Origin of the sequence: Streptomyces sp. TSRI0281, from assembly GCF_001905125.1 — a bacterium.
Taxonomy (GTDB): Bacteria; Actinomycetota; Actinomycetes; order Streptomycetales; family Streptomycetaceae; genus Streptomyces.
Genome location: NZ_LWLE01000035.1, coordinates 165,431 through 184,986, shown reverse-complemented (window position 1 = coordinate 184,986; position 19,556 = coordinate 165,431). Strand labels below are relative to the sequence as shown.

Sequence of the window (19,556 nt, the reverse complement as noted above, 5' to 3'; positions counted from 1 at the left end):
CGGCTAACCTCGGCGCATGCCGATCCGAGCCGTCCTCTGGGACATCGACGACACGATCTTCGACTATTCGGGCGCCGACCGCATCGGCATGCAACGGCACCTGGAACGCGAGGGCCTGCCCAGTGGGTACACCTCCGTCGAGCAGGCCCTCGACGGGTGGCGGGCGGTGACCGATGTGCACTGGGCGCGGTGTGCCGCGGGGGAGACGGACTTCCTGGGGCAACGCCGCGACCGGGTGCGGGAATTCCTGTCCCGGGCGATGGAGGATGCCGAGGCCGACGAGTGGTTCGGCCGGCACGCGGCGCACTACGAGGCCGCCTGGACGCTCTTTCCCGATGTGGTGCCGGTGCTGGACCTGCTGGCGCGTGACTACCGGCACGCGATCCTGTCGAACTCCAGCCTCCACAACCAGCACCGCAAACTGACCGTGCTCGGTGTGCGGGACCGGTTCGAGGCGCTGGTGTGCGCCGTCGACCTGGGGATCTCCAAGCCGCACGCCGGCGCCTTCCACGCGGCCTGCGAGGAGCTCGGGCTCGCGCCGGACGAGGTGGCGTACGTGGGCGATGAGCCGGACATCGACGCGAGCGGCGCGGTCGCCGCCGGGCTGGCGGGGATCTGGCTGGACCGCCGGGGGAGGGGCGGACGGGAGGATCTTGTCCGGATCACCGGGCTCGATCAGCTTCCCGGGCTGCTGGCGGGCAATACCCGTTTTGGAGCGCCGGACACCTTCGGGTAATGTTCTTCCTGCGCCGCCCGAGCGGGCCGAAAGATCCGGCCGGGAAGCGCAGACAGAAATAAGACCCCTCTAGGGGTTGCGTTTCAGTGGGCTATGGTGTAATTGGCAACACTACGGTTTCTGGTACCGTCATTCTAGGTTCGAGTCCTGGTAGCCCAGCGCACGTCAGCAGTAAAGCGCAAATCAGTAGTAAACACGCCCCCGTTGTGTAGCGGCCTAGCACGCTGCCCTCTCACGGCAGTAGCGCCGGTTCGAATCCGGTCGGGGGTACAGATCCTTCCCGCGAGAACATCTGGGTCGCACCCACGTTCTTGATGCAGGATCGCTAGGGCCCCCGTTGTGTAGCGGCCTAGCACGCTGCCCTCTCACGGCAGTAGCGCCGGTTCGAATCCGGTCGGGGGTACTTGTCACACCATGGGCTATGGTGTAATTGGCAACACTACGGTTTCTGGTACCGTCATTCTAGGTTCGAGTCCTGGTAGCCCAGCGCAAGTCAGCAGTGAACATGCCCCCGTTGTGTAGCGGCCTAGCACGCTGCCCTCTCACGGCAGTAGCGCCGGTTCGAATCCGGTCGGGGGTACAACAGAGCAGTACGGGAAGGCCCTTCACCTCGGTGGAGGGCCTTCTTCCGTTCCCGGGGCGGCGGTTACAGCCCGTACCGCCGGGCCGATTCCTCGCCCTGGGCCAGCCTGCGCAGCGACATCAGCAGCGGCTCGTAGAGCACGGCCGAGGCGATGGCGTTCTCGACCTGTTCCGCCTCGGAGGCGTATGTCTCCATCTCGTCCAGATCGTGCACGGCCGCCTGCTCCATGATGCGGGCCTGCCGGGTCAAGTACGCGATGTCACAGGGGTATCCGAGCTTGCCGAGGGTGGCCACGGAAGCGACCAGTGACCGGTGGACGGGGGAGAGGTCGCCGAGTTCCAGCGCGGTCTCCCAGCCCAACTCACCGAGCAGCCGGGTCACCTCGGCGCGGGCGGTTGCCGTTTCCGGTGCGTCCTCGTCGGGATCGGGGCCGTGCGGCAGGGCCCACAGGGCGGCGCCCAGACGGATCGTCCGGCCCAGCGACTCGTCGTCGACATGGGCCAGCACCTCGCGGGCCGTGGCCACCGGCAGGCGCCCGATCTGGATCAGCGCCCGCACCAGACGCAGCCGGCGCAGATGCCCCTCGTCGTACTCGGCCTGCGTCGCGCTGATCCGCCTGCCCGGCGGCAGCAGCCGCTCGCGCAGGTAGTACTTGATCGTTGCCGTCGAGACGCCGCTCTGTTCACTCAGTTCCGACAGTCGCATTCTCTGCGCCTTCCCTTGCGCCGCCCCTTGGGTGGTGGAACTATCCAATCATTGGATAGCGAAACTCTCCAACGAAACCAGGGGTGCACAGCATGTTCGCGAAGCCGATACCGGGCCGGACGACGGCAGCCGCGGAGGGCGAGGTCGTCGTCCTGCTGATCGGGATGCGCATCAACCACTTCTGGGGGGTGCACCACTGGCTGCCCGTCTTCGCCGCGATGCCGCGCATGCTGCGGGAGTTGGCCAGGGACAAGGGCCGGGGCCTGCTCGGCTACACGCTGCTCTCCGGCTCGCCGCGTACCTACTACGTCGTTCAGTACTGGGAGTCGAAGGAGAAGCTTTACGCGTACGCGAGCGCTCCCGACATGTTCCACCACAGGGCCTGGGCGAGGATCAATCGCAAGGAGAAGAACTCCCGGCAGCATGTGGGGCTGTGGCACGAGAGCTACATCGTGCCCGAGGGGGGTTACGAGTCGATCTACGCCGATATGCCGGCGTACGGACTGTCGGCGGCGACCGGCGTGCTGCCGCTCGAGGAGCGGGGCCGCCGGGCGGCGGACCGTCTCGCGCACCGCTCGTCCGAGGGGTGAGAGAGGTGCCGGGGGAGCAGTCCGGGGAAGTGAGGGGGGCCGCCACGGCGCTGGGGCGGCCTTCCGGGGAAGGGGAAGGGGTGTTACCGGGAGGAGCGGGGCGACGGGTGGGTGTCAGCCCGTGCGGCGCAGGGCCTCGCTCAGCCGTGCCGCCGAGTCGATGACCGCCTGCGCGTGCATCCGGCCCGGGTGGCGGGTCAGCCGCTCGATGGGCCCGGAGACCGAGACCGCGGCGACCACCCGGTTCGAGGGGCCGCGCACCGGCGCCGAGACCGAGGCGACGCCCGGTTCCCGCTCGCCGATCGACTGGGCCCAGCCCCGGCGCCGTACGCCCGAGAGGGCCGTCGCCGTGAACCTGGCGCCCTGGAGGCCGCGGTGCAGACGCTCCGGTTCCTCCCAGGCCATCAGGATCTGGGCGGAGGATCCCGCCTTCATGGTGAGCGTGGAGCCGACCGGTACCGTGTCCCGGAGTCCGGACAGCCGTTCCGCCGCGGCCACACAGATCCGCATGTCGCCCTGCCGGCGATAGAGCTGAGCGCTCTCGCCGGTGATGTCGCGAAGATGGGTGAGCACCGGTCCCGCCGTGGCCAGCAGCCGGTCCTCGCCGGCCGCCGCCGCGAGTTCCGAGAGCCGGGGGCCGAGAATGAACCGGCCCTGCATGTCCCTCGCCACCATGCGGTGGTGTTCCAGTGCCACGGCCAGTCGATGGGCCGTGGGCCGTGCGAGCCCGGTCGCCGCGACCAGCCCGGCGAGGGTGGCCGGACCGGACTCCAGGGCGCTCAATACCAGAGCCGCCTTGTCGAGAACGCCGACGCCGCTAGAGTTGTCCATACGACGATACTCGCGTCTCACTCTGTGAAACGCAAGTTCAATTTTCGGCGGAAGTTGCGAACCTGTACGGGCGGCCACACAACGGCCCGCAGCCACCGCCCCGCTCGGGGGTCCGGGCGGCGGCGCACCACATCTCTAGTTGGGCCGGCGAAGACGCCGGCCGGAGGGAAAGCGATGGGTAGGACACTCGCGGAGAAGGTCTGGGACGACCATGTCGTCCGGCGCGCGGAGGGCGAGCCCGACCTTCTCTTCATCGATCTTCACCTGCTGCACGAGGTGACCAGCCCGCAGGCGTTCGACGGTCTGCGCCAGGCCGGACGTCCGGTGCGGCGCCTCGACCTCACCATCGCCACCGAGGACCACAACACCCCGACGATCGACATCGACAAGCCGATCGCCGACCCGGTCTCGCGGGCCCAGCTGGAGACCCTGCGCAAGAACTGCGCGGACTTCGGCGTACGGCTGCACCCGCTGGGCGACGTCGAGCAGGGCGTCGTGCACGTGGTCGGCCCGCAGCTGGGGCTGACCCAGCCCGGTACGACGGTGGTCTGCGGTGACTCCCACACCTCCACGCACGGGGCGTTCGGCGCGCTGGCGTTCGGCATCGGCACCAGCCAGGTCGAGCACGTCCTGGCCACCCAGACGCTGCCGCTGGCCCGCCCGAAGACCATGGCCATCACCGTCGAGGGCGAACTGCCCGACAGCGTCACCGCGAAGGACCTGATCCTGGCGATCATCGCCCGGATCGGCACCGGCGGCGGCCAGGGGTACATCCTCGAATACCGCGGCTCCGCCATCGAGAAGCTCTCGATGGAGGCCCGGATGACCATCTGCAACATGTCGATCGAGGCCGGTGCCCGCGCGGGCATGATCGCCCCGGACGCGACCACCTTCGACTACCTGCGGGGCCGTGACCACGCCCCGGAGGGCGAGGACTGGGACGCCGCCGTCGCGTACTGGCGCACGCTGCGTACCGACGACGACGCCGTCTTCGACGCCGAGGTCGTCATCGAGGCCGCCGAACTGGCCCCGTTCGTCACCTGGGGCACCAACCCCGGCCAGGGCGCGCCCCTCTCCGGACACGTCCCCGACCCTGCTTCGTACGAGGACGCCTCGGAGCGGCACGCCGCCGAAAAGGCCCTGGAATACATGGGGTTGAGTGCCGGGCAGCCGCTGCGGGACATCAACGTCGACACCGTCTTCGTAGGTTCCTGCACCAACGGCCGGATCGAGGACCTGCGCAACGCGGCCTCGATCCTGGAGGGCCGCAAAGTCGCCGACGGGGTGCGGATGCTGGTCGTTCCCGGCTCGGTCCGGGTCGCCCTCCAGGCCGTCGCGGAGGGCCTGGACAAGGTCTTCACCACCGCGGGAGCCGAATGGCGGCACGCGGGCTGTTCGATGTGTCTCGGCATGAACCCCGACCAGCTGGCCCCCGGCGAGCGCTCCGCCTCCACCTCGAACCGTAACTTCGAGGGCCGGCAGGGCAAGGGCGGCCGCACCCACCTGGTCTCCCCGCAGGTCGCCGCCGCCACCGCGGTGCTGGGCCATCTGGCCTCGCCCGCCGACCTGTCCGACGCCCGTACGCCCGCCGGAGTCTGAGAACCATGGAAGCTTTCACCGCACACACCGGCCGGGCCGTCCCGCTGCGCCGCAGCAACGTCGACACCGACCAGATCATCCCCGCCCACTGGCTGAAGAAGGTCACCCGCGACGGCTTCGAGGACGGGCTCTTCGAGGCGTGGCGCAAGGACGAGAACTTCATCCTCAACCGCCCCGAGCGGCGCGGCGCCTCGGTCCTGGTGGCCGGTCCCGACTTCGGCACCGGTTCGTCCCGCGAGCACGCGGTCTGGGCCCTGCAGAACTACGGCTTCAGGACCGTCATCTCGTCCCGGTTCGCCGACATCTTCCGCGGGAACTCGCTGAAGAACGGGCTGCTGACCGTGGTCCTGGACCAGCAGGTCGTCGACGCGCTCTGGGCGCTGACGGATGCCGACCCAACGGTCGAGATCACCGTCGACCTGGAGGCGCGGCAGGTCCGTGCCGAGGGCATCACGGCCGACTTCGAGCTCGACGAGAACGCCCGCTGGCGGCTGCTCAACGGGCTCGACGACATCAGCCTCACCCTTCAGAACGAAGCGGACATTGCGACTTATGAGGTGGCAAGGCCGACCTTCAAGCCGCGTACAATTGAGGTCTGAGCAGCGCTTTTCCAGGACTGCGCCCCCTGCCTTCGGGTAGGGGGCGCAGTCGCTTGTTGAGCCCCCCTCGGGCGACAACTCGCCCCAGATGGCACAATCGGTGCATGGGACGCGACAGCCAACTCAAGCTCTATGGCCAAGTCGCCGACCGATTGAAGGAAGCGCACGCAAGGGTGCGTGCACTGCAAGTCCCGGAGGGCGTAAGGATGGCGCTGTCCCGGAAGCTGCTGGTCGTCACGGCCGCGGCGAAGCACGATCTCCCAGATGCAGCAAGGCGTCTGGACCGGTTGATGAAGGACCTCGATGAGGGCCGATTCCCCGAAGGTGACTGACTCTGCGGAACTGCGCAGCGGTCGACTTCGTTGCGGCACTAGGGTGATTAGCCCGTTTCGTGTTTGATTTGCGGTATATATCTGCCTAACGTGCGAAAAGGCTTGAACACTTTCGTTCTGGCTATGTCTCCGAAGGGGAAGACGTGAACAAGGCGCAGCTCGTAGAAGCGATTGCCGACAAGGTCGGCGGCCGTCAGCAGGCCGCAGACGCCGTCGATGCGGTACTCGACGCGATCGTCCGTGCCGTTGTCGCCGGGGACCGTGTCTCGGTCACCGGCTTCGGCTCGTTCGAGAAGGTCGACCGTCCCGCCCGGTACGCCCGCAACCCGCAGACGGGTGAGCGCGTACGGGTCAAGAAGACCTCGGTCCCCCGCTTCCGTGCGGGACAGGGCTTCAAGGACCTGGTGAGCGGCTCCAAGAAGCTCCCCAAGAACGACGTGGCCGTGAAGAAGGCGCCCAAGGGCAGCCTCTCGGGCGGATCTTCCACCCGTACGACGGCGAAGGCCGCGGCCAAGAAGGCCACCGCCAAGAAGGCCGTGGCGAAGAAGGCCACCGCCAAAAAGGCCGTGGCAGCGGCGAAGAAGACCACCGCCACCGCCAAGAAGACCACCGCGACGGCGAAGAAGGCCACCGCGACGGCCAAGAAGGCCACGGCGACCGCGAAGAAGGCGGCCCCGGCGAAGAAGGCCGCGACGACCGCCAAGAAGGCCGTCGCCAGCAAGACCGCGCCCGCCAAGAAGACCACGGCGAAGAAGGCGCCCGCGAAGAAGACCACGGCGCGCAAGACCACGGCCAAGAAGGCCACTGCACGCAAGAAGTGAGACCGGGCACACGCTCGCTCCTCACACGCGCCGGGCCGGGCTCCCCTCGGGGGAGCCCGGCCCGCGGGCTGTCCGGGGTCCGGACGGCCCTCCGCAGGCCGCCCAGGGTCCCCCGGACCGTCTCAGAACGTTTGCAGCGTCACCAGGGTGATCCGCAGGTCCGCGCCCTCTCCCTCGCCCTCGATCCGGACCCGCTGGCCCGGACGCAGCAGCCGCAGGCCGCCCGCGTCGAAGGCCGGGGCGTCGAAATCCACCGGGGTGCCGTCGTCCAGGAGCACGCTGCCGGTGCGGGTCTCGGAGTCGTACGTGTACGAGGTCGCCTGCATGGGCGGCAGCCTATCGGTCACGGGCAGGGCTGACCGAAGCGTTCAGATCCGCCGTGTGCGGGCCCACGCCGAGCGTCAGAGCCACCCGCAGATCCTCCCCGGTGTCCACGTCCCGGCGGACCGAGTCGAGGCCGGCCAGACGAATTTCCGCCGCTCCCGACGCCAGGTGCCGGGCGCGGGAAGGCCCGCCGAAAGCCGGGCGCAATTCCGCTCCCGGCGCAGCGGACAGAAATGTGGTGCCGATTCCCGCCGCATCCGTGACAAATGCGCGGGGAAAAGTGGAAGAAAAATCGAGCACCCGCGCCAATTCCGCGGGGCGCAGCGCGGGCAGGTCCGCGTTCAGAGCCGCCACCGCACTGTCGGGCCGCAGCTCGCGGGCCGACAGTGCGCCGTGCGCCAGCGCGGCGTTGAGCCCGGCGGCCGGAGTGTCGGGCAGGATGCGGGCCCCGAGCGCCGAAAGGGCCGCCGCGGCCACCGTGTCGTCCGTGACGACCACCACATCCCGCACCCCCGGGCAGGCCAGCGCCGCGGCCACGGTGTCCTGGGCGAACGCCAGGGCCAGCCGGGGCCGCAGCAGCTCGCCCGCCGCCCGCCCCAAGCGGCTCTTGGCCCGTGCGAGCGGCTTCAGCGGGACGACCAGTGACCAGGACCCGGTCAGGTCGGTGTTCGTGGCGATCTCCCCCTCCGTACGCGTCAGGACATATTCTCGCCTGCCGGTACGACAACCCGGAGGGGCGGTCCCGAAGGTGAGGCGTACGGTGTTCTCGACACAGCAGGGGCCTGGGGCCGGACTTGACCGTCAGTAGCCAGGCAGCAGTAGGTCAAGTAATAGAGGAAGGTGTCCGAGTGTCCCGCCGCAGAATCGGCTTTTGGTACCGCCTGGCGGCGTGCATCGCCAAACCGCCATTGGTGGTTCTGTTCAAGCGTGACTGGCGGGGAACGGAACACATTCCGGCCGACGGAGGATTCATCACGGCGGTCAACCACAACTCGTATCTGGACCCGCTCTCGTACGGACATTTCCAGTACAACACCGGCCGGGTGCCGCGGCTGCTGGCGAAGGCGGGGCTCTTCCGGACCCCGTTCGTCGGAATGATGCTGCGGGGCACCGGCCAGATCCCCGTCTACCGTGAGACGACCAACGCGCTGGACGCGTTCCGCGCCGCCGTCGACGCCATCGAGCGGGGCGAATGCGTCGCCTTCTACCCCGAGGGCACTCTCACCCGCGACCCCGACATGTGGCCGATGGCAGGCAAGACCGGCGCCGCCCGCGTGGCGCTGATGACCAGGGCGCCGGTCATCCCCGTCGCCCAGTGGGGCGCCAATCTCGCGATGCCGCCGTACGCCAAGGAGAACAAGCTCCAGCTGTTCCCCCGCAAGACCCTCATCGTGCAGGCGGGACCGCCCGTCGACCTCAGCCGCTTCTACGCACTGGAGCCCACCCCCGAGGTGCTGCGGCAGGCCACCGAGGTCATCATGGCCGCGGTCACCGCCCAGCTGGAGGACGTACGCGGCGAGAAGGCCCCCGCAGAGCTCTACGATCACCGCAAAGCCCGTGCTGAACTACGGCGCAAGGCCCAGGGAAAGGGACCCACGTGACGCACCCCGTCAAAGCAGCCGTCTTCGGAACCGGCTCATGGGGTACGGCTTTCGCCGTGATCCTCGCCGACGCGGGATGCGAGGTCACCCTCTGGGGCCGCCGCGCCGAAGTCGCCGAGGCCATCAACACCACCCGCACCAACCCGGACTACCTGCCGGGCATCGAACTCCCCGCATCGGTACGGGCCACCACCGATGCCGCCGAGGCGCTGCGCGGCGCCGAGTTCGCCTTCCTGGTCGTGCCCTCGCAGACGCTGCGCGCCAACCTCGCCGACTGGGCCCCGTACCTGGAGGACCACACCGTCCTGGTCTCCCTGATGAAGGGCGTCGAACTCGGCACCGCCAAGCTGATGAGCGAGGTCATCGGGGACGTCTCCAAGGTCTCCCCGGACCGCATCGCCGTCATCTCCGGGCCCAACCTCGCCAAGGAGATCGCCGAACGCCGCCCCGCCGCGGCCGTCGTCGCCTGCCAGGACGAGTCCGTCGCCCGGCGCCTCCAGGCCGCCTGCCACACCCCGTACTTCCGCCCGTACACCAACACCGATGTGATCGGCTGCGAGCTCGGCGGCGCCGTGAAGAACGTCATCGGACTCGCCGTCGGCATCGCGGACGGCATGGGCCTCGGCGACAACGCCAAGGGCTCGCTCATCACCCGCGGCCTCGCCGAGACCACCCGGCTGGGCGTGGCGATGGGCGCCGACCCGCTGACGTTCTCCGGAATGGCGGGCCTCGGCGACCTGGTGGCGACCTGCTCCTCGCCGCTCTCGCGCAACCACACCTTCGGCACCAACCTCGGCCGCGGCATGACGCTCCAGGAGACGATCGCCGTCACCAAGCAGACCGCGGAGGGCGTCAAGTCCTGCGAATCGGTGCTCGACCTGGCCCGCAGGCACGGCGTCGACATGCCCATCACCGAGACGGTCGTCGGCATCGTCCACGAGGGCAAGCCGCCGGTCGTCGCCCTCAAGGAGCTGATGTCGCGCAGCGCCAAGGCCGAGCGGCGCTGACGTCTCCCTTACCAGCAGGTACGCTCATCGCGATATGAGCAGCGAGAACCTTCCCCAGAGCCCTGAGCGCCCCGAGAGCCCTGAGCAGCAGCGCCGTAAGCCGCGCGTGGCTGTCGTGTTCGGCGGCCGCAGCTCCGAACACGGCATCTCGGTCGTCACGGCCGGCGCCGTCCTGAACGCCATCGACCGGACCGTCTACGACGTCCTGCCGATCGGCATCACGACGGACGGCCGCTGGGCACTCACCGTCGATGAGCCCGAACGCATGGCCATCACCGGCCGCCAGGTGCCCAACGTGGCCCAGCTGGCCGAGTCCGACGAGGGCGTCGTGGTGCTCTCCGTCGATCCCGGCAGCCGCGAAGTCGTCTACAGCGAACCGGGATCGGTGCCCAAGGCACTCGGCGAGGTCGACGTCGTCTTCCCCGTGCTGCACGGCCCGTACGGAGAGGACGGCACGCTCCAGGGGCTGCTCGAACTCTCCGGCGTGCCCTACGTCGGCGCCGGTGTCCTCGCCTCCGCGGTCGGCCAGGACAAGGAGTACATGAAGCGGGTGTTCGTCTCCTTCGGACTGCCCGTCGGACCGTACGAGGTCTTCCGCCCCCGCGAGTGGGACAACGACCGCGACGCCGCCCGCAAGCGCATCGTGGACTTCGCCGGTGAGCACGGCTGGCCGCTCTTCATCAAGCCCGCCCGCGGCGGCTCCTCGGTGGGCATCACCAAGATCGACGACCTCTCCGGCCTCGACGAGGCGATCGAGGAGGCCCGCCGCCACGACCCCAAGTTCCTCGTCGAGTCGCTGCTGCGCGGGCGGGAGATCGAGTGCGGGGTGCTGGAGTTCGAGGACGGACCGCGGGCCAGCGTGCCAGCCGAGATCCCGCCGGTCACCTCGCACGACTTCTACGACTTCGAGGCCAAGTACATCGACTCGGCCGCCGGTCTGGTGCCCGCCCCGCTCACCGCGGAGCAGACCGCCGAGGTCCAGCGCCTCGCCGTCGCCGCCTTCGAGGCCACCTCCTGCGAAGGGCTGGTGCGCGCCGACTTCTTCCTCACCGAGGACGGCGGGTTCGTCATCAACGAGATCAACACGATGCCGGGCTTCACCCCGATCTCCATGTACCCGCGCATGTGGCAGGAGAGCGGCGTGGACTACCCGGAACTGGTGGACCGCCTGATCCAGGCCGCGCTGACCCGTTCCACCGGACTGCGCTGAGGCGCTCCGGGGGAAGCGTGCCGGAACACGACGCCCCGGCCCGCCGGTCACAGACTCTCCGGCACCGTCCTGCTGACGGGGGCGGCGAACGCGGCCAGCGGGCTGGCGTCGTGGGCGTACTCCTCGGAGAACGTCACCTCGACGTACGCCTCGCGGTACGTGGTGGTGAAGCGGGGGCCGGCGTCCTGGCGCTGCTCCAGCATCCAGTTGACGCCGTCCGCGTCGATCGCCTTGGACTGGGCGTCGTCCATCTTCGCGGGCCGGGGGACACCGCAGCGCAGTACGATCGCCCCGTCCCCCCAGCCGGCGGTCAGCTCCGAATCCGGTCCGGGATCACTCCGTTCGAGATCGGCGACGGTCTGCGGCAGCGCCTTGTGCAGCGCTCCGCAGTACGCGGCGGCCTCCGACGACGGGGTGGGAACCGTGACCGAGGGCTGCGCGTCGCTGGAGGAACAGCCCGCCGCGGCCAGGACCAGCAGGGCGGCGGACGGACCGAGGAACAGTGAGCGGGGGGACCGGCGGCGGAATGACGTCACCGGCCCAGCCTAGACGGGGGTCAGAGGTGGACGACCGGGCAGGTCAGGGTCCTGGTGATGCCGTCCACCTGCTGCACTTTGGCGACCACCATGCGGCCGAGCTCGTCCACCGTGTCGGACTGGGCCCGCACGATCACGTCGTAGGGACCGGTGACGTCCTCTGCCTGGATAACTCCCGGAATCTTGGCGATGGTCTCGGCGACGGTCGACGCCTTGCCCACCTCGGTCTGAATAAGGATGTACGCCTGTACCACGGAACCTCCAGGGCGGCCACGAGGATCATGTGGGGGAAAGGGACGCCACGGTATCGCGTTGCCGCGGGCCGCGGGGAGACCTGCGGGCCGTATGACGTCCACAGCGTGGCGTACAGACGACAGAAGTTGACGTATCTCTTGACGGTACCGACAGCAGTGACGGCTCGCGACCGGGGGCCCGGACGGGTGTCCGGGGCGATAAATGAGAGGTGAGACTCGGTGAAGGGAACCGTGGGCGAGTTGGGGGAGTTCGGGCTCATCAGAGAGCTCACTTCCCGGCTCACCACCACTCCGGCGGTACGGCTGGGGCCCGGCGACGACGCCGCGGTCGTGGCCGCTCCCGACCGCAGGGTCGTGGTCAGTACGGACATCCTCCTGGAAGGGCGGCACTTCCGCCGGGACTGGTCGACCGCGTACGACGTCGGACGCAAGGCCGCCGCCCAGAACCTCGCCGACATCGCGGCCATGGGCGCCGTGCCCACCGCACTGCTCCTCGGCCTCGTCGTCCCCGCCGACCTCCCGGTCACCTGGGCCGGTGAACTCATGGACGGCCTGCGTGACGAGTGCCAGGTCGCGGGCGCGGCCGTGGTCGGCGGCGATGTCGTCGGCGGCGACACCATCACCGTCTCGATCACCGCCCTCGGCGACCTGCGCAACCACGAACCGGTGACCCGCTCCGGCGCCCGGCCCGGCGACGTGGTCGCCGTCACCGGCTGGCTCGGCTGGTCCGCCGCCGGATACGCCGTGCTCTCCCGGGGTTTCCGCTCGCCGCGCGCCTTCGTCGAGGCCCACCGGCGCCCCGAACCGCCGTACCACGCGGGCCCCGCGGCGGCCGGACTCGGCGCCACCGCGATGACGGACGTCAGCGACGGACTGGTCGCCGACCTCGGGCACATCGCCGAGGCCAGCAAGGTCCGGATCGATCTGCGGTCCGGCCTCATCGACATCCCCTCGCAGATGTCCGACATCGGCCAGGCCGTCGGCGTCGACCCGCTCCAGTGGGTGCTCACCGGGGGAGAGGACCACGCGATCGTGGCGACGTTCCCCCAGGACGTGAAGCTTCCGGCCCGCTGGAAGGTGATCGGCGAGGTCCTGAACCCCTCCGCGCTGCCCCAGGTCACCGTCGACGGGGCGCCCTGGACCAGCAAGGGCGGCTGGGACCACTTCGGGAACATCGAGGACGCCCAGTAGATTGCCGCGTATGCCGATACGTACCGCCGTACCACCGCGTGTCCTCACCGTCGCCGGATCCGACTCCGGCGGCGGTGCGGGCATGCAGGCCGACCTGAAGACGATGCTGGCCCTCGGTGTGCACGGCATGAGCGTGCTGACCGCCGTCACCGCCCAGAACTCCCGCGGCGTCCAGGGCGCCTGGGAGCTTCCGGTGGAAGCCGTCACCGCCCAGTACCGCAGCGTCGTCGACGACATCGGCGTCCAGGCGGTGAAGACGGGCATGCTCTCGTCGGCCGCCCTGGTCGAGACCGTCGCCGCACTCCTCGCGGGGACCGACGCACCCGTCGTCGTCGACCCGGTGGGCGTCTCCAAGCACGGGGACGCGCTGCTCGCCGCCGAAGCGCTCGATTCCGTACGGACGAAGCTGCTGCCCGTCGCCACGGTGGCCACCCCGAACCTCGACGAAGTGGCACAGCTCACCGGCGTCACCGTCACCGGCGAGGCGGACCTGCGCCGGGCCGCCGCCGGAATCCTGGCGTACGGGCCGCGCTGGGTCGTCATCAAGGGCGGTCATCTGCCGGGCGACGCCGTGGACCTGCTGACCGACGGCAGCGAGGAGCACTGGCTGCGCGCACCCCGGCACGACAACCGGCACACCCACGGCACCGGCTGCACCCTCGCCTCGGCCATCGCCTCCGGCCTCGCGCTCGGCCAGGACGTGCCCACGGCCGTGCGGGGCGCGAAGGCCTACGTCACCGGGGCGATCGAGGCCGGATTCCCGCTCGGCGGCGGCATCGGACCCGTCGACCACGGCTGGCGGACCCGGAAGGGCTGACCGGTCCGCGGTACCGGCAGGGGAGGTCCGCGGCGGACGGCAGCCGGTCAGCGCTGCCGGCATGTCCGCCGTCCGCCGCCGTGCGGACATGCAAAAAGCCGGTCCACCGAGGTGGACCGGCTTTTTGGGCAACCGGAAGGCTGCGCTACGACGGGGACGTCAGCGCGCGACCTTGCCGGCCTTGATGCACGAGGTGCAGACGTTGAGCCGCTTCGGCGTCCGACCGACCACGGCACGCACGCGCTGGATGTTGGGATTCCAGCGACGAGACGTACGGCGGTGCGAGTGCGAAATGTTGTTGCCGAAGCCCGGCCCCTTGCCGCAGACGTCGCAGTTGGCAGCCACGGGTCACTCCAAAGACTTCAGGTGCACTTACAGTGAATTCCGGCGCGCCGGATTCATTTGACTGAAGTGGCGGTACCGGAGGTATGGCCCGACTCTCATCGGGCAACCGAAGCAGCATACAACGGCTGCTCCGGAGATACGAAACTACCATGACTGCGCCCGCCGTCCGCCCGCCCCCTGTTCCGGCCGGACCCACCACAGGCGGGCTACCCTGCGGTGCAGTCCGCTGCCACGGCCGCTTCAAGGAGGACCATCGGTGCCGCAGCTCCCCGACGATCTGGACGCCGTCGCGGTGCGCACCTGGTGCTCACTGGCCCTGGAGGCCCTCGGCCGGGAACGCGCGGAGATCGACGCGATCAATGTGTATCCCGTCGCTGACGGTGACACCGGCACCAATCTCTATCTGACCGTGGAATCCGCGACAGCCGCCGTCGAAGCGGTCTTCGCCGCCCATGAGACCGGCTCGACCGTGCCCGCCGCCGCCGACGCCGTACGGGCCATGGCGCACGGAGCGCTGATCGGTGCCCGGGGGAACTCCGGCACCATCCTGGCCCAGCTCCTGCGCGGTATGGCGGGGGTGCTGGCCGACGGCGGTGACGCCGACCGGCTGCGCGAAGCCCTCGCCCGGGCCGCTTCGGCCGCCCGGCAGGCCGTCGCCCACCCCGTCGAGGGCACGGTGCTGACCGTGGCCACCGTGGCCGCCGAAGCCGCACGGGACGCGGGTCCGGGTCTCGTCGCGGTGGTGGAGGCGGCGTACGACGGCGCGCGGGCGGCGCTGGAGGCGACCCCCGGCCAGCTCGCCGTCCTCGGCCGGGCGGGCGTCGTGGACGCGGGCGGGCGGGGGCTCGTCGCCGTGCTCGGCGCGCTGCTGGAGACGGTGTCCGGCCAGGCGCCGGTACGTCACTCCTGGAGGGTCCCCGCGGTGCTGCCGGCGGCGGGCGGCCCGGACGGCGAGGCGAGCTGCGGCCCTGACAGCGATCCGCGCGGTGGTCCGGACGACTGCGCGGCCGACGGTCCGGGGAACGGCCCCGCCTTCGAGGTGATCTATCTGCTGGAGGCCGACGACGAGGCGGTCGACCGGCTGCGGACCCGGCTGGACGCACTCGGGGACTCCCTGGTCGTCGTGGGCGGCGACGGGCTGTGGAACGTGCACGTCCATGTCGACGACGCGGGGGCCGCGGTGGAGGCCGGGGTCGAGGCCGGACGGCCGTACCGGATCCGGATCACCCACTTCGCCTCCGACGGCACCCTCGACGTCCGCCCCCACACGGAGCCCGCCCAGCGTGCCGTTGTCGTCGTGGTACCCGGCGACGGGCTGGCGGGACTGTGCGCGGAGGCCGGCGCGACCACCGTCCTCGCGCGCCCCGGCGAACCGCCCGCCAGTGGCGAACTGGTCGACGCGATCCGCCGTGCCCACGCCCGCGAGGTGGTCCTCCTGCCCAACGACGCGGGGCTGCGGCACACCGCGGGAGCCGCCGCCGAGCAGGCCAGGACCGAGGGCGTCCGGGTCGCCCTGATTCCCACCCGGGCGGCGGTCCAGGGCATCGCCGCGCTCGCCGTCCACGAGGCGGACCGCAGCTTCGACGAGGACGTGGTCGCGATGACGGCGGCGGCGGGGGCGACCCGGTACGCCGAACTGGCCGTCGCCGAACGGCAGTCGTGGACCATGGCCGGCATCTGCCAGGCCGGTGACATCCTCGGCCTGATCGACGGGGACGTCGCCGTCATCGGCACCGACGTGCCCACGACGGCCCGCACCGTACTGGACCGGATGCTGGCGGCGGGCGGCGAACTGGTCACCCTGGTCCTCGGCGAGGATGTGCCGGACGCCCTGGCGGAGGCGCTCGCGGAGCATGTACGCGAGGGGTATCTGGCCGTGGACACCGTGGTCTACCGGGGCGGGCGCCAGGCGGCACCGATGCTGATCGGCGTGGAGTAGCCGACCCGTGTCGTGGCGCCCGGCGGACATTTGTCAGTGGCGTGGTGTGCAATGGAACGCGTGTCTGCGTTCGATGAACCCCTCAAGAAGCTGCTCGGCGGAGCCACCGCGAAGGTGATGGCCGAACACCTCGACCTGCACACGGTCGGTGATCTGCTGCACCACTACCCGCGGCGGTACGAGGAGCGCGGTCAGCTCACGGCGCTGGCCGACCTCCCGCTCGATGAGCATGTGACGGTCGTCGCGCAGGTCGCCGACGCCCGGATCATGGCGTTCAACAACGGCCGGGGCAAGCGCCTCGAAGTAACCCTCACCGACGGCAGCGGCCGCCTCCAGCTGGTCTTCTTCGGCCATGGCGTCCACAAGCCGCACAAGGAACTCGTGCCCGGCCGCCGGGCGATGTTCGCGGGCAAGGTCTCCCTCTTCAACCGCAGGATGCAGCTCGCCCACCCCACGTACCAGCTGCTGGACGTCGCGGACGCGGACGAGGCCACGGAGGCGGTGGACGCCTTCGCCGGGCGGCTGCTGCCCATCTACCCGGCCTGCAAGCAGCTCGACTCCTGGCGGATCGCCAAGGCCGTGGACGCCGTGCTGCCCAGCGCGCGGGACGCCGTCGACCCGCTGCCCGAGTCGCTGCGCGAGGGGCGCGGCTTCACCCCGCTGCCCGAGGCGCTGCTCAAGGTCCACCGCCCGCAGACCAGGGCGGACATCGCGGACGCCAAGGAGCGGCTGAAGTGGGACGAGGCGTTCGTCCTCCAGGTCGCGCTCGCCCGCAGACGGTACGCCGACACCCAACTCCCGGCGGTGGCAAGGAAATCCGTACCGGGCGGGCTGCTCGACGCCTTCGACGCCAAGCTGCCCTTCACCCTCACCGAAGGCCAGCAGAAGGTCACCGGGGAGATCTTCGGCGACCTGGCGACCGAGCACCCGATGCACCGCCTCCTCCAGGGCGAGGTCGGCAGCGGCAAGACCATGGTCGCCCTGCGCGCCATGCTGACCGTCGTCGACGCGGGCGGGCAGGCCGCCATGCTCGCGCCCACCGAGGTCCTCGCCCAGCAGCACCACCGGTCCATCACCGAGATGATGGGCGAGCTGGCCGAGGGGGGCATGCTCGGCGGCTCCGACCGGGGCACCAAGGTCGTTCTGCTCACCGGCTCCATGGGCGTCCCGGCCCGGCGGCAGGCGCTGCTCGACCTGGTCACCGGCGAGGCCGGGATCGTGATCGGCACACACGCGCTGATCGAGGACAAGGTGCAGTTCCACGACCTGGGCCTGGTCGTCGTCGACGAGCAGCACCGCTTCGGCGTGGAACAGCGCGACGCCCTGCGCTCCAAGGGCAAACAGCCGCCCCACCTGCTCGTCATGACCGCCACCCCCATCCCCCGTACGGTCGCGATGACCGTCTTCGGTGACCTGGAGACCTCCGTACTGGACCAGCTCCCGGCCGGACGCTCACCGATCGCCACCCATGTCGTCCCCTCCAAGGACAAGCCCCACTTCCTCAGCCGTGCCTGGGAACGGGTCCGCGAGGAGGTCGAGAACGGCCACCAGGCGTACGTCGTCTGCCCCCGCATCGGCGACGACGCCGACGAGGCGGCCGAGAAGAAGAAGGGGAGGAAGGCCAAGGAGAAGGCTGCCGAGGGCGACGGGGAGAAGCGGCCGCCGCTGGCCGTGCTGGAGATCACCGAGGAGCTGCGCGGGGGCGCGCTGGCCGGACTGCGGATCGAGGTGCTGCACGGCAGGATGCACCCCGACGACAAGGACGACGTCATGCGCCGCTTCGCCGCGGGCCAGGTCGATGTGCTGGTCGCCACGACCGTCATCGAGGTCGGGGTCAACGTCCCCAACGCCACGGCCATGGTGATCATGGACGCCGACCGGTTCGGCGTATCCCAGCTGCACCAGTTGCGCGGACGCGTCGGCCGGGGCTCGGCCCCCGGGCTCTGCCTGCTGGTCAGCGAGGCCCATGAGGCCAGTCCCGCACGGGCCAGGCTCGCCGCCGTGGCCGCCACCCTCGACGGCTTCGAGCTCTCCCGGATCGACCTGGAACAGCGCCGTGAGGGCGACGTCCTCGGCCAGGCGCAGTCCGGCGTCCGCTCCTCCCTGCGGATGCTCACCGTCATCGACGACGAGGAGGTCATCGTCGCCGCCCGCGAGGAGGCCGTGGCGGTCGTCGCCGCCGACCCGGAGCTGGAGCACCTGCCTGACCTGCGCATCGTGCTGGACGCGCTGCTGGACAAGGAGCGCGAGGAATACCTGGACAAGGGATGACGGGGCCGCGCGGGCGGCGGACGGACCGGGGAGGAGGCGCGAAGGCCGGGGCGGGCCCGACGCCATATCGTGGGAGCACGGCACACGCACGCCCTGTGTGCCGCCCCGCGACCCGAGGACCAGACACCCATGACCCGCGTGATCGCCGGCTCGGCCGGCGGACGCCGCCTGGCCGTCCCGCCCGGCACCGGCACCCGCCCCACCTCCGACCGCGCGCGTGAGGGCCTGTTCTCCACGTGGGAAGCGCTCCTCGGCACCCTCGAAGGCATCCGCATCGCCGACCTGTACGCCGGGTCCGGCGCCGTCGGGCTCGAAGCGCTCTCCCGCGGCGCCGTCCACGCGCTGCTCGTCGAAGCCGACGCCAAGGCCGTCCGCACCGTTCGGGACAACGTCCGCACGCTGGGCCTGCCAGGCGCCGAGGTCCGTACCGGCAAAGCCGAACAGATCGTGACAGGACCGGCGCCCGCGGACCCCTACGACGTCGTCTTCCTGGATCCCCCGTACGCCGTCACCGATGGCGATCTTGGCGAGATCCTGCTCACACTCCGTGCTCAGGGCTGGCTCACGGGCGATGCACTCGTCACCGTGGAACGCAGCACCAGAGGCGGAGAATTCGGCTGGCCCGAAGGATTCGAGCCCCTGCGGGCCCGCCGCTACGGCGAGGGAACGCTTTGGTACGGTCGCGCCGCCTCTATGTGCGAAGACGCACGATGACCGGACCGGAGAGCGAGGGAATCAGGGTGCGCCGCGCCGTCTGTCCGGGGTCCTTCGACCCCATCACCAACGGACATCTCGACATCATTGGCCGAGCCTCGAAGCTGTACGACGTCGTGCACGTCGCGGTGATGATCAACCAGTCCAAGAAGGGCCTCTTCACGGTGGACGAGCGGATCGAACTGATCCGTCAGGTCACCGCCGACTTCGGTAACGTCGAGGTCGAGTCCTTCCACGGCCTGCTGGTCGACTTCTGCAAGCAGCGCGAGATCCCGGCGATCGTGAAGGGCCTGCGGGCCGTGAGCGACTTCGACTACGAGCTTCAGATGGCCCAGATGAACAACGGCCTCTCCGGTGTCGAAACGCTCTTCGTGCCGACCAACCCCACGTACAGCTTCCTGTCGTCATCCCTGGTCAAGGAGGTCGCGACCTGGGGCGGCGACGTCACCCACCTGCTGCCGCCGGTGGTCCACGACGCCCTCATAGTGCGCCTCGGCGAGCAGTGAGCGACTGACGGACCGTCACCAGGTGTCGGGCGGGAGCCGACTGGC

22 protein-coding genes and 5 tRNA genes are annotated in these 19,556 nt (G+C 70.2%); 20 read left to right on the top strand and 7 right to left on the bottom strand.

Going from position 1 to position 19,556, the window contains the following annotated elements; genetic code table 11:
- Positions 1-16: 16 nt before the first annotated feature.
- From A6A29_RS35500 to A6A29_RS35475, 6 genes are all read left to right on the top strand, one after another.
- Positions 17-736, top strand: coding sequence for an HAD family hydrolase (locus A6A29_RS35500; protein WP_073726938.1), 720 nt, complete (start codon positions 17-19; stop codon positions 734-736).
- A gap of 87 nt (positions 737-823) precedes the next feature.
- A tRNA-Gln gene (locus tag A6A29_RS35495) sits at positions 824-895 on the top strand.
- A 38-nt stretch (positions 896-933) separates the two neighbouring features.
- Positions 934-1,006 (top strand) — tRNA-Glu (locus A6A29_RS35490).
- Positions 1,007-1,066: 60 nt separating this feature from the next.
- A tRNA-Glu gene (locus A6A29_RS35485) sits at positions 1,067-1,139 on the top strand.
- Between the two features lie 12 nt (positions 1,140-1,151).
- A tRNA-Gln gene (locus A6A29_RS35480) sits at positions 1,152-1,223 on the top strand.
- A gap of 20 nt (positions 1,224-1,243) precedes the next feature.
- Positions 1,244-1,316 (top strand) — tRNA-Glu (locus A6A29_RS35475).
- 66 nt (positions 1,317-1,382) lie between these two features.
- On the opposite strand, the gene A6A29_RS35470 is transcribed toward A6A29_RS35475, so the two are convergent.
- On the bottom strand, positions 1,383-2,024 hold the full coding sequence (locus tag A6A29_RS35470; protein ID WP_073726936.1) for a MerR family transcriptional regulator: 642 nt from the start codon (positions 2,022-2,024) through the stop codon (positions 1,383-1,385).
- 92 nt (positions 2,025-2,116) lie between these two features.
- On the opposite strand from A6A29_RS35470, the gene A6A29_RS35465 reads away from it, so the two are divergent.
- Positions 2,117-2,614: a DUF4188 domain-containing protein gene (locus tag A6A29_RS35465; protein WP_073727372.1), complete on the top strand. Its 498-nt coding sequence runs from the start codon at positions 2,117-2,119 to the stop codon at positions 2,612-2,614.
- Positions 2,615-2,728: 114 nt separating this feature from the next.
- Here the strand turns inward: A6A29_RS35465 and ndgR are convergent, their stop codons facing one another.
- The gene (ndgR, locus tag A6A29_RS35460; RefSeq protein WP_003966003.1) at positions 2,729-3,445 is read right to left on the bottom strand and encodes an IclR family transcriptional regulator NdgR; all 717 of its coding nucleotides are present in this window, start codon (positions 3,443-3,445) and stop codon (positions 2,729-2,731) included.
- Between the two features lie 174 nt (positions 3,446-3,619).
- Here ndgR and leuC point away from each other — a divergent pair, with 174 nt between their 5' ends.
- From leuC to A6A29_RS35440, 4 genes are all read left to right on the top strand, one after another.
- On the top strand, positions 3,620-5,044 hold the full coding sequence (gene leuC, locus A6A29_RS35455) for a 3-isopropylmalate dehydratase large subunit (RefSeq protein WP_073726934.1): 1,425 nt from the start codon (positions 3,620-3,622) through the stop codon (positions 5,042-5,044).
- Between the two features lie 5 nt (positions 5,045-5,049).
- The gene (leuD, locus tag A6A29_RS35450) at positions 5,050-5,643 is read left to right on the top strand and encodes a 3-isopropylmalate dehydratase small subunit (RefSeq protein WP_073726932.1); all 594 of its coding nucleotides are present in this window, start codon (positions 5,050-5,052) and stop codon (positions 5,641-5,643) included.
- Positions 5,644-5,747: 104 nt separating this feature from the next.
- A complete protein-coding gene (locus A6A29_RS35445) occupies positions 5,748-5,975 on the top strand; it encodes a hypothetical protein (protein ID WP_073726930.1) in 228 nt (75 codons plus the stop codon).
- Between the two features lie 143 nt (positions 5,976-6,118).
- Positions 6,119-6,796, top strand: coding sequence for an HU family DNA-binding protein (locus tag A6A29_RS35440; protein ID WP_073726928.1), 678 nt, complete (start codon positions 6,119-6,121; stop codon positions 6,794-6,796).
- Positions 6,797-6,918: 122 nt separating this feature from the next.
- On the opposite strand, the gene A6A29_RS44545 is transcribed toward A6A29_RS35440, so the two are convergent.
- Positions 6,919-7,122, bottom strand: coding sequence for a hypothetical protein (locus tag A6A29_RS44545; protein WP_107468388.1), 204 nt, complete (start codon positions 7,120-7,122; stop codon positions 6,919-6,921).
- Between the two features lie 10 nt (positions 7,123-7,132).
- Positions 7,133-7,819, bottom strand: a complete 687-nt coding sequence (gene cofC / locus A6A29_RS35435; RefSeq protein ID WP_107468387.1) for a 2-phospho-L-lactate guanylyltransferase — start codon at positions 7,817-7,819, stop codon at positions 7,133-7,135.
- A gap of 149 nt (positions 7,820-7,968) precedes the next feature.
- Here cofC and A6A29_RS35430 point away from each other — a divergent pair, with 149 nt between their 5' ends.
- From A6A29_RS35430 to A6A29_RS35420, 3 genes are read left to right on the top strand one after another with little or no spacing between them, the layout of a single operon-like run.
- Positions 7,969-8,721, top strand: a complete 753-nt coding sequence (locus tag A6A29_RS35430; protein WP_073726926.1) for a lysophospholipid acyltransferase family protein — start codon at positions 7,969-7,971, stop codon at positions 8,719-8,721.
- Positions 8,718-9,728 (top strand): NAD(P)H-dependent glycerol-3-phosphate dehydrogenase, encoded by a 1,011-nt coding sequence (locus A6A29_RS35425; protein WP_073726924.1) that lies wholly within the window; start codon positions 8,718-8,720, stop codon positions 9,726-9,728. The genes A6A29_RS35430 and A6A29_RS35425 overlap by 4 nt, the downstream gene beginning before the upstream one ends.
- A 34-nt stretch (positions 9,729-9,762) precedes the next feature.
- Entirely contained in the window at positions 9,763-10,938 is a 1,176-nt protein-coding gene (locus A6A29_RS35420) for a D-alanine--D-alanine ligase family protein (RefSeq protein WP_073726922.1), read from the top strand.
- Between the two features lie 47 nt (positions 10,939-10,985).
- Here the strand turns inward: A6A29_RS35420 and A6A29_RS35415 are convergent, their stop codons facing one another.
- Both A6A29_RS35415 and A6A29_RS35410 read right to left on the bottom strand, forming a co-directional pair.
- The gene (locus tag A6A29_RS35415; RefSeq protein ID WP_073726920.1) at positions 10,986-11,474 is read right to left on the bottom strand and encodes a DUF3515 domain-containing protein; all 489 of its coding nucleotides are present in this window, start codon (positions 11,472-11,474) and stop codon (positions 10,986-10,988) included.
- A 20-nt stretch (positions 11,475-11,494) separates the two neighbouring features.
- The gene (locus A6A29_RS35410; RefSeq protein ID WP_073726918.1) at positions 11,495-11,728 is read right to left on the bottom strand and encodes an Lrp/AsnC family transcriptional regulator; all 234 of its coding nucleotides are present in this window, start codon (positions 11,726-11,728) and stop codon (positions 11,495-11,497) included.
- A 219-nt stretch (positions 11,729-11,947) separates the two neighbouring features.
- On the opposite strand from A6A29_RS35410, the gene A6A29_RS35405 reads away from it, so the two are divergent.
- Both A6A29_RS35405 and thiD read left to right on the top strand, forming a co-directional pair.
- Complete coding sequence (locus A6A29_RS35405) at positions 11,948-12,919, top strand: thiamine-phosphate kinase (protein ID WP_073726916.1); 972 nt, start codon at positions 11,948-11,950, stop codon at positions 12,917-12,919.
- 10 nt (positions 12,920-12,929) lie between these two features.
- The gene (gene thiD / locus A6A29_RS35400; protein ID WP_073726914.1) at positions 12,930-13,736 is read left to right on the top strand and encodes a bifunctional hydroxymethylpyrimidine kinase/phosphomethylpyrimidine kinase; all 807 of its coding nucleotides are present in this window, start codon (positions 12,930-12,932) and stop codon (positions 13,734-13,736) included.
- 159 nt (positions 13,737-13,895) lie between these two features.
- Here thiD and rpmB read toward each other — a convergent pair whose 3' ends face one another.
- A complete protein-coding gene (rpmB, locus tag A6A29_RS35395) occupies positions 13,896-14,081 on the bottom strand; it encodes a 50S ribosomal protein L28 (protein ID WP_030928661.1) in 186 nt (61 codons plus the stop codon).
- Positions 14,082-14,337: 256 nt separating this feature from the next.
- Here rpmB and A6A29_RS35390 point away from each other — a divergent pair, with 256 nt between their 5' ends.
- From A6A29_RS35390 to coaD, 4 genes are all read left to right on the top strand, one after another.
- Positions 14,338-16,020 carry a DAK2 domain-containing protein gene (locus A6A29_RS35390; RefSeq protein ID WP_073726912.1) on the top strand — a complete coding sequence of 561 codons (1,683 nt, stop codon included), beginning with the start codon at positions 14,338-14,340 and terminating at the stop codon, positions 16,018-16,020.
- Between the two features lie 51 nt (positions 16,021-16,071).
- A complete protein-coding gene (gene recG / locus A6A29_RS35385; RefSeq protein WP_198953505.1) occupies positions 16,072-18,291 on the top strand; it encodes an ATP-dependent DNA helicase RecG in 2,220 nt (739 codons plus the stop codon).
- Between the two features lie 129 nt (positions 18,292-18,420).
- Positions 18,421-19,005, top strand: a complete 585-nt coding sequence (gene rsmD, locus A6A29_RS35380) for a 16S rRNA (guanine(966)-N(2))-methyltransferase RsmD (protein ID WP_073726910.1) — start codon at positions 18,421-18,423, stop codon at positions 19,003-19,005.
- A gap of 26 nt (positions 19,006-19,031) precedes the next feature.
- Positions 19,032-19,511 carry a pantetheine-phosphate adenylyltransferase gene (gene coaD, locus A6A29_RS35375; protein ID WP_198953523.1) on the top strand — a complete coding sequence of 160 codons (480 nt, stop codon included), beginning with the start codon at positions 19,032-19,034 and terminating at the stop codon, positions 19,509-19,511.
- Positions 19,512-19,556: the final 45 nt, after the last annotated feature.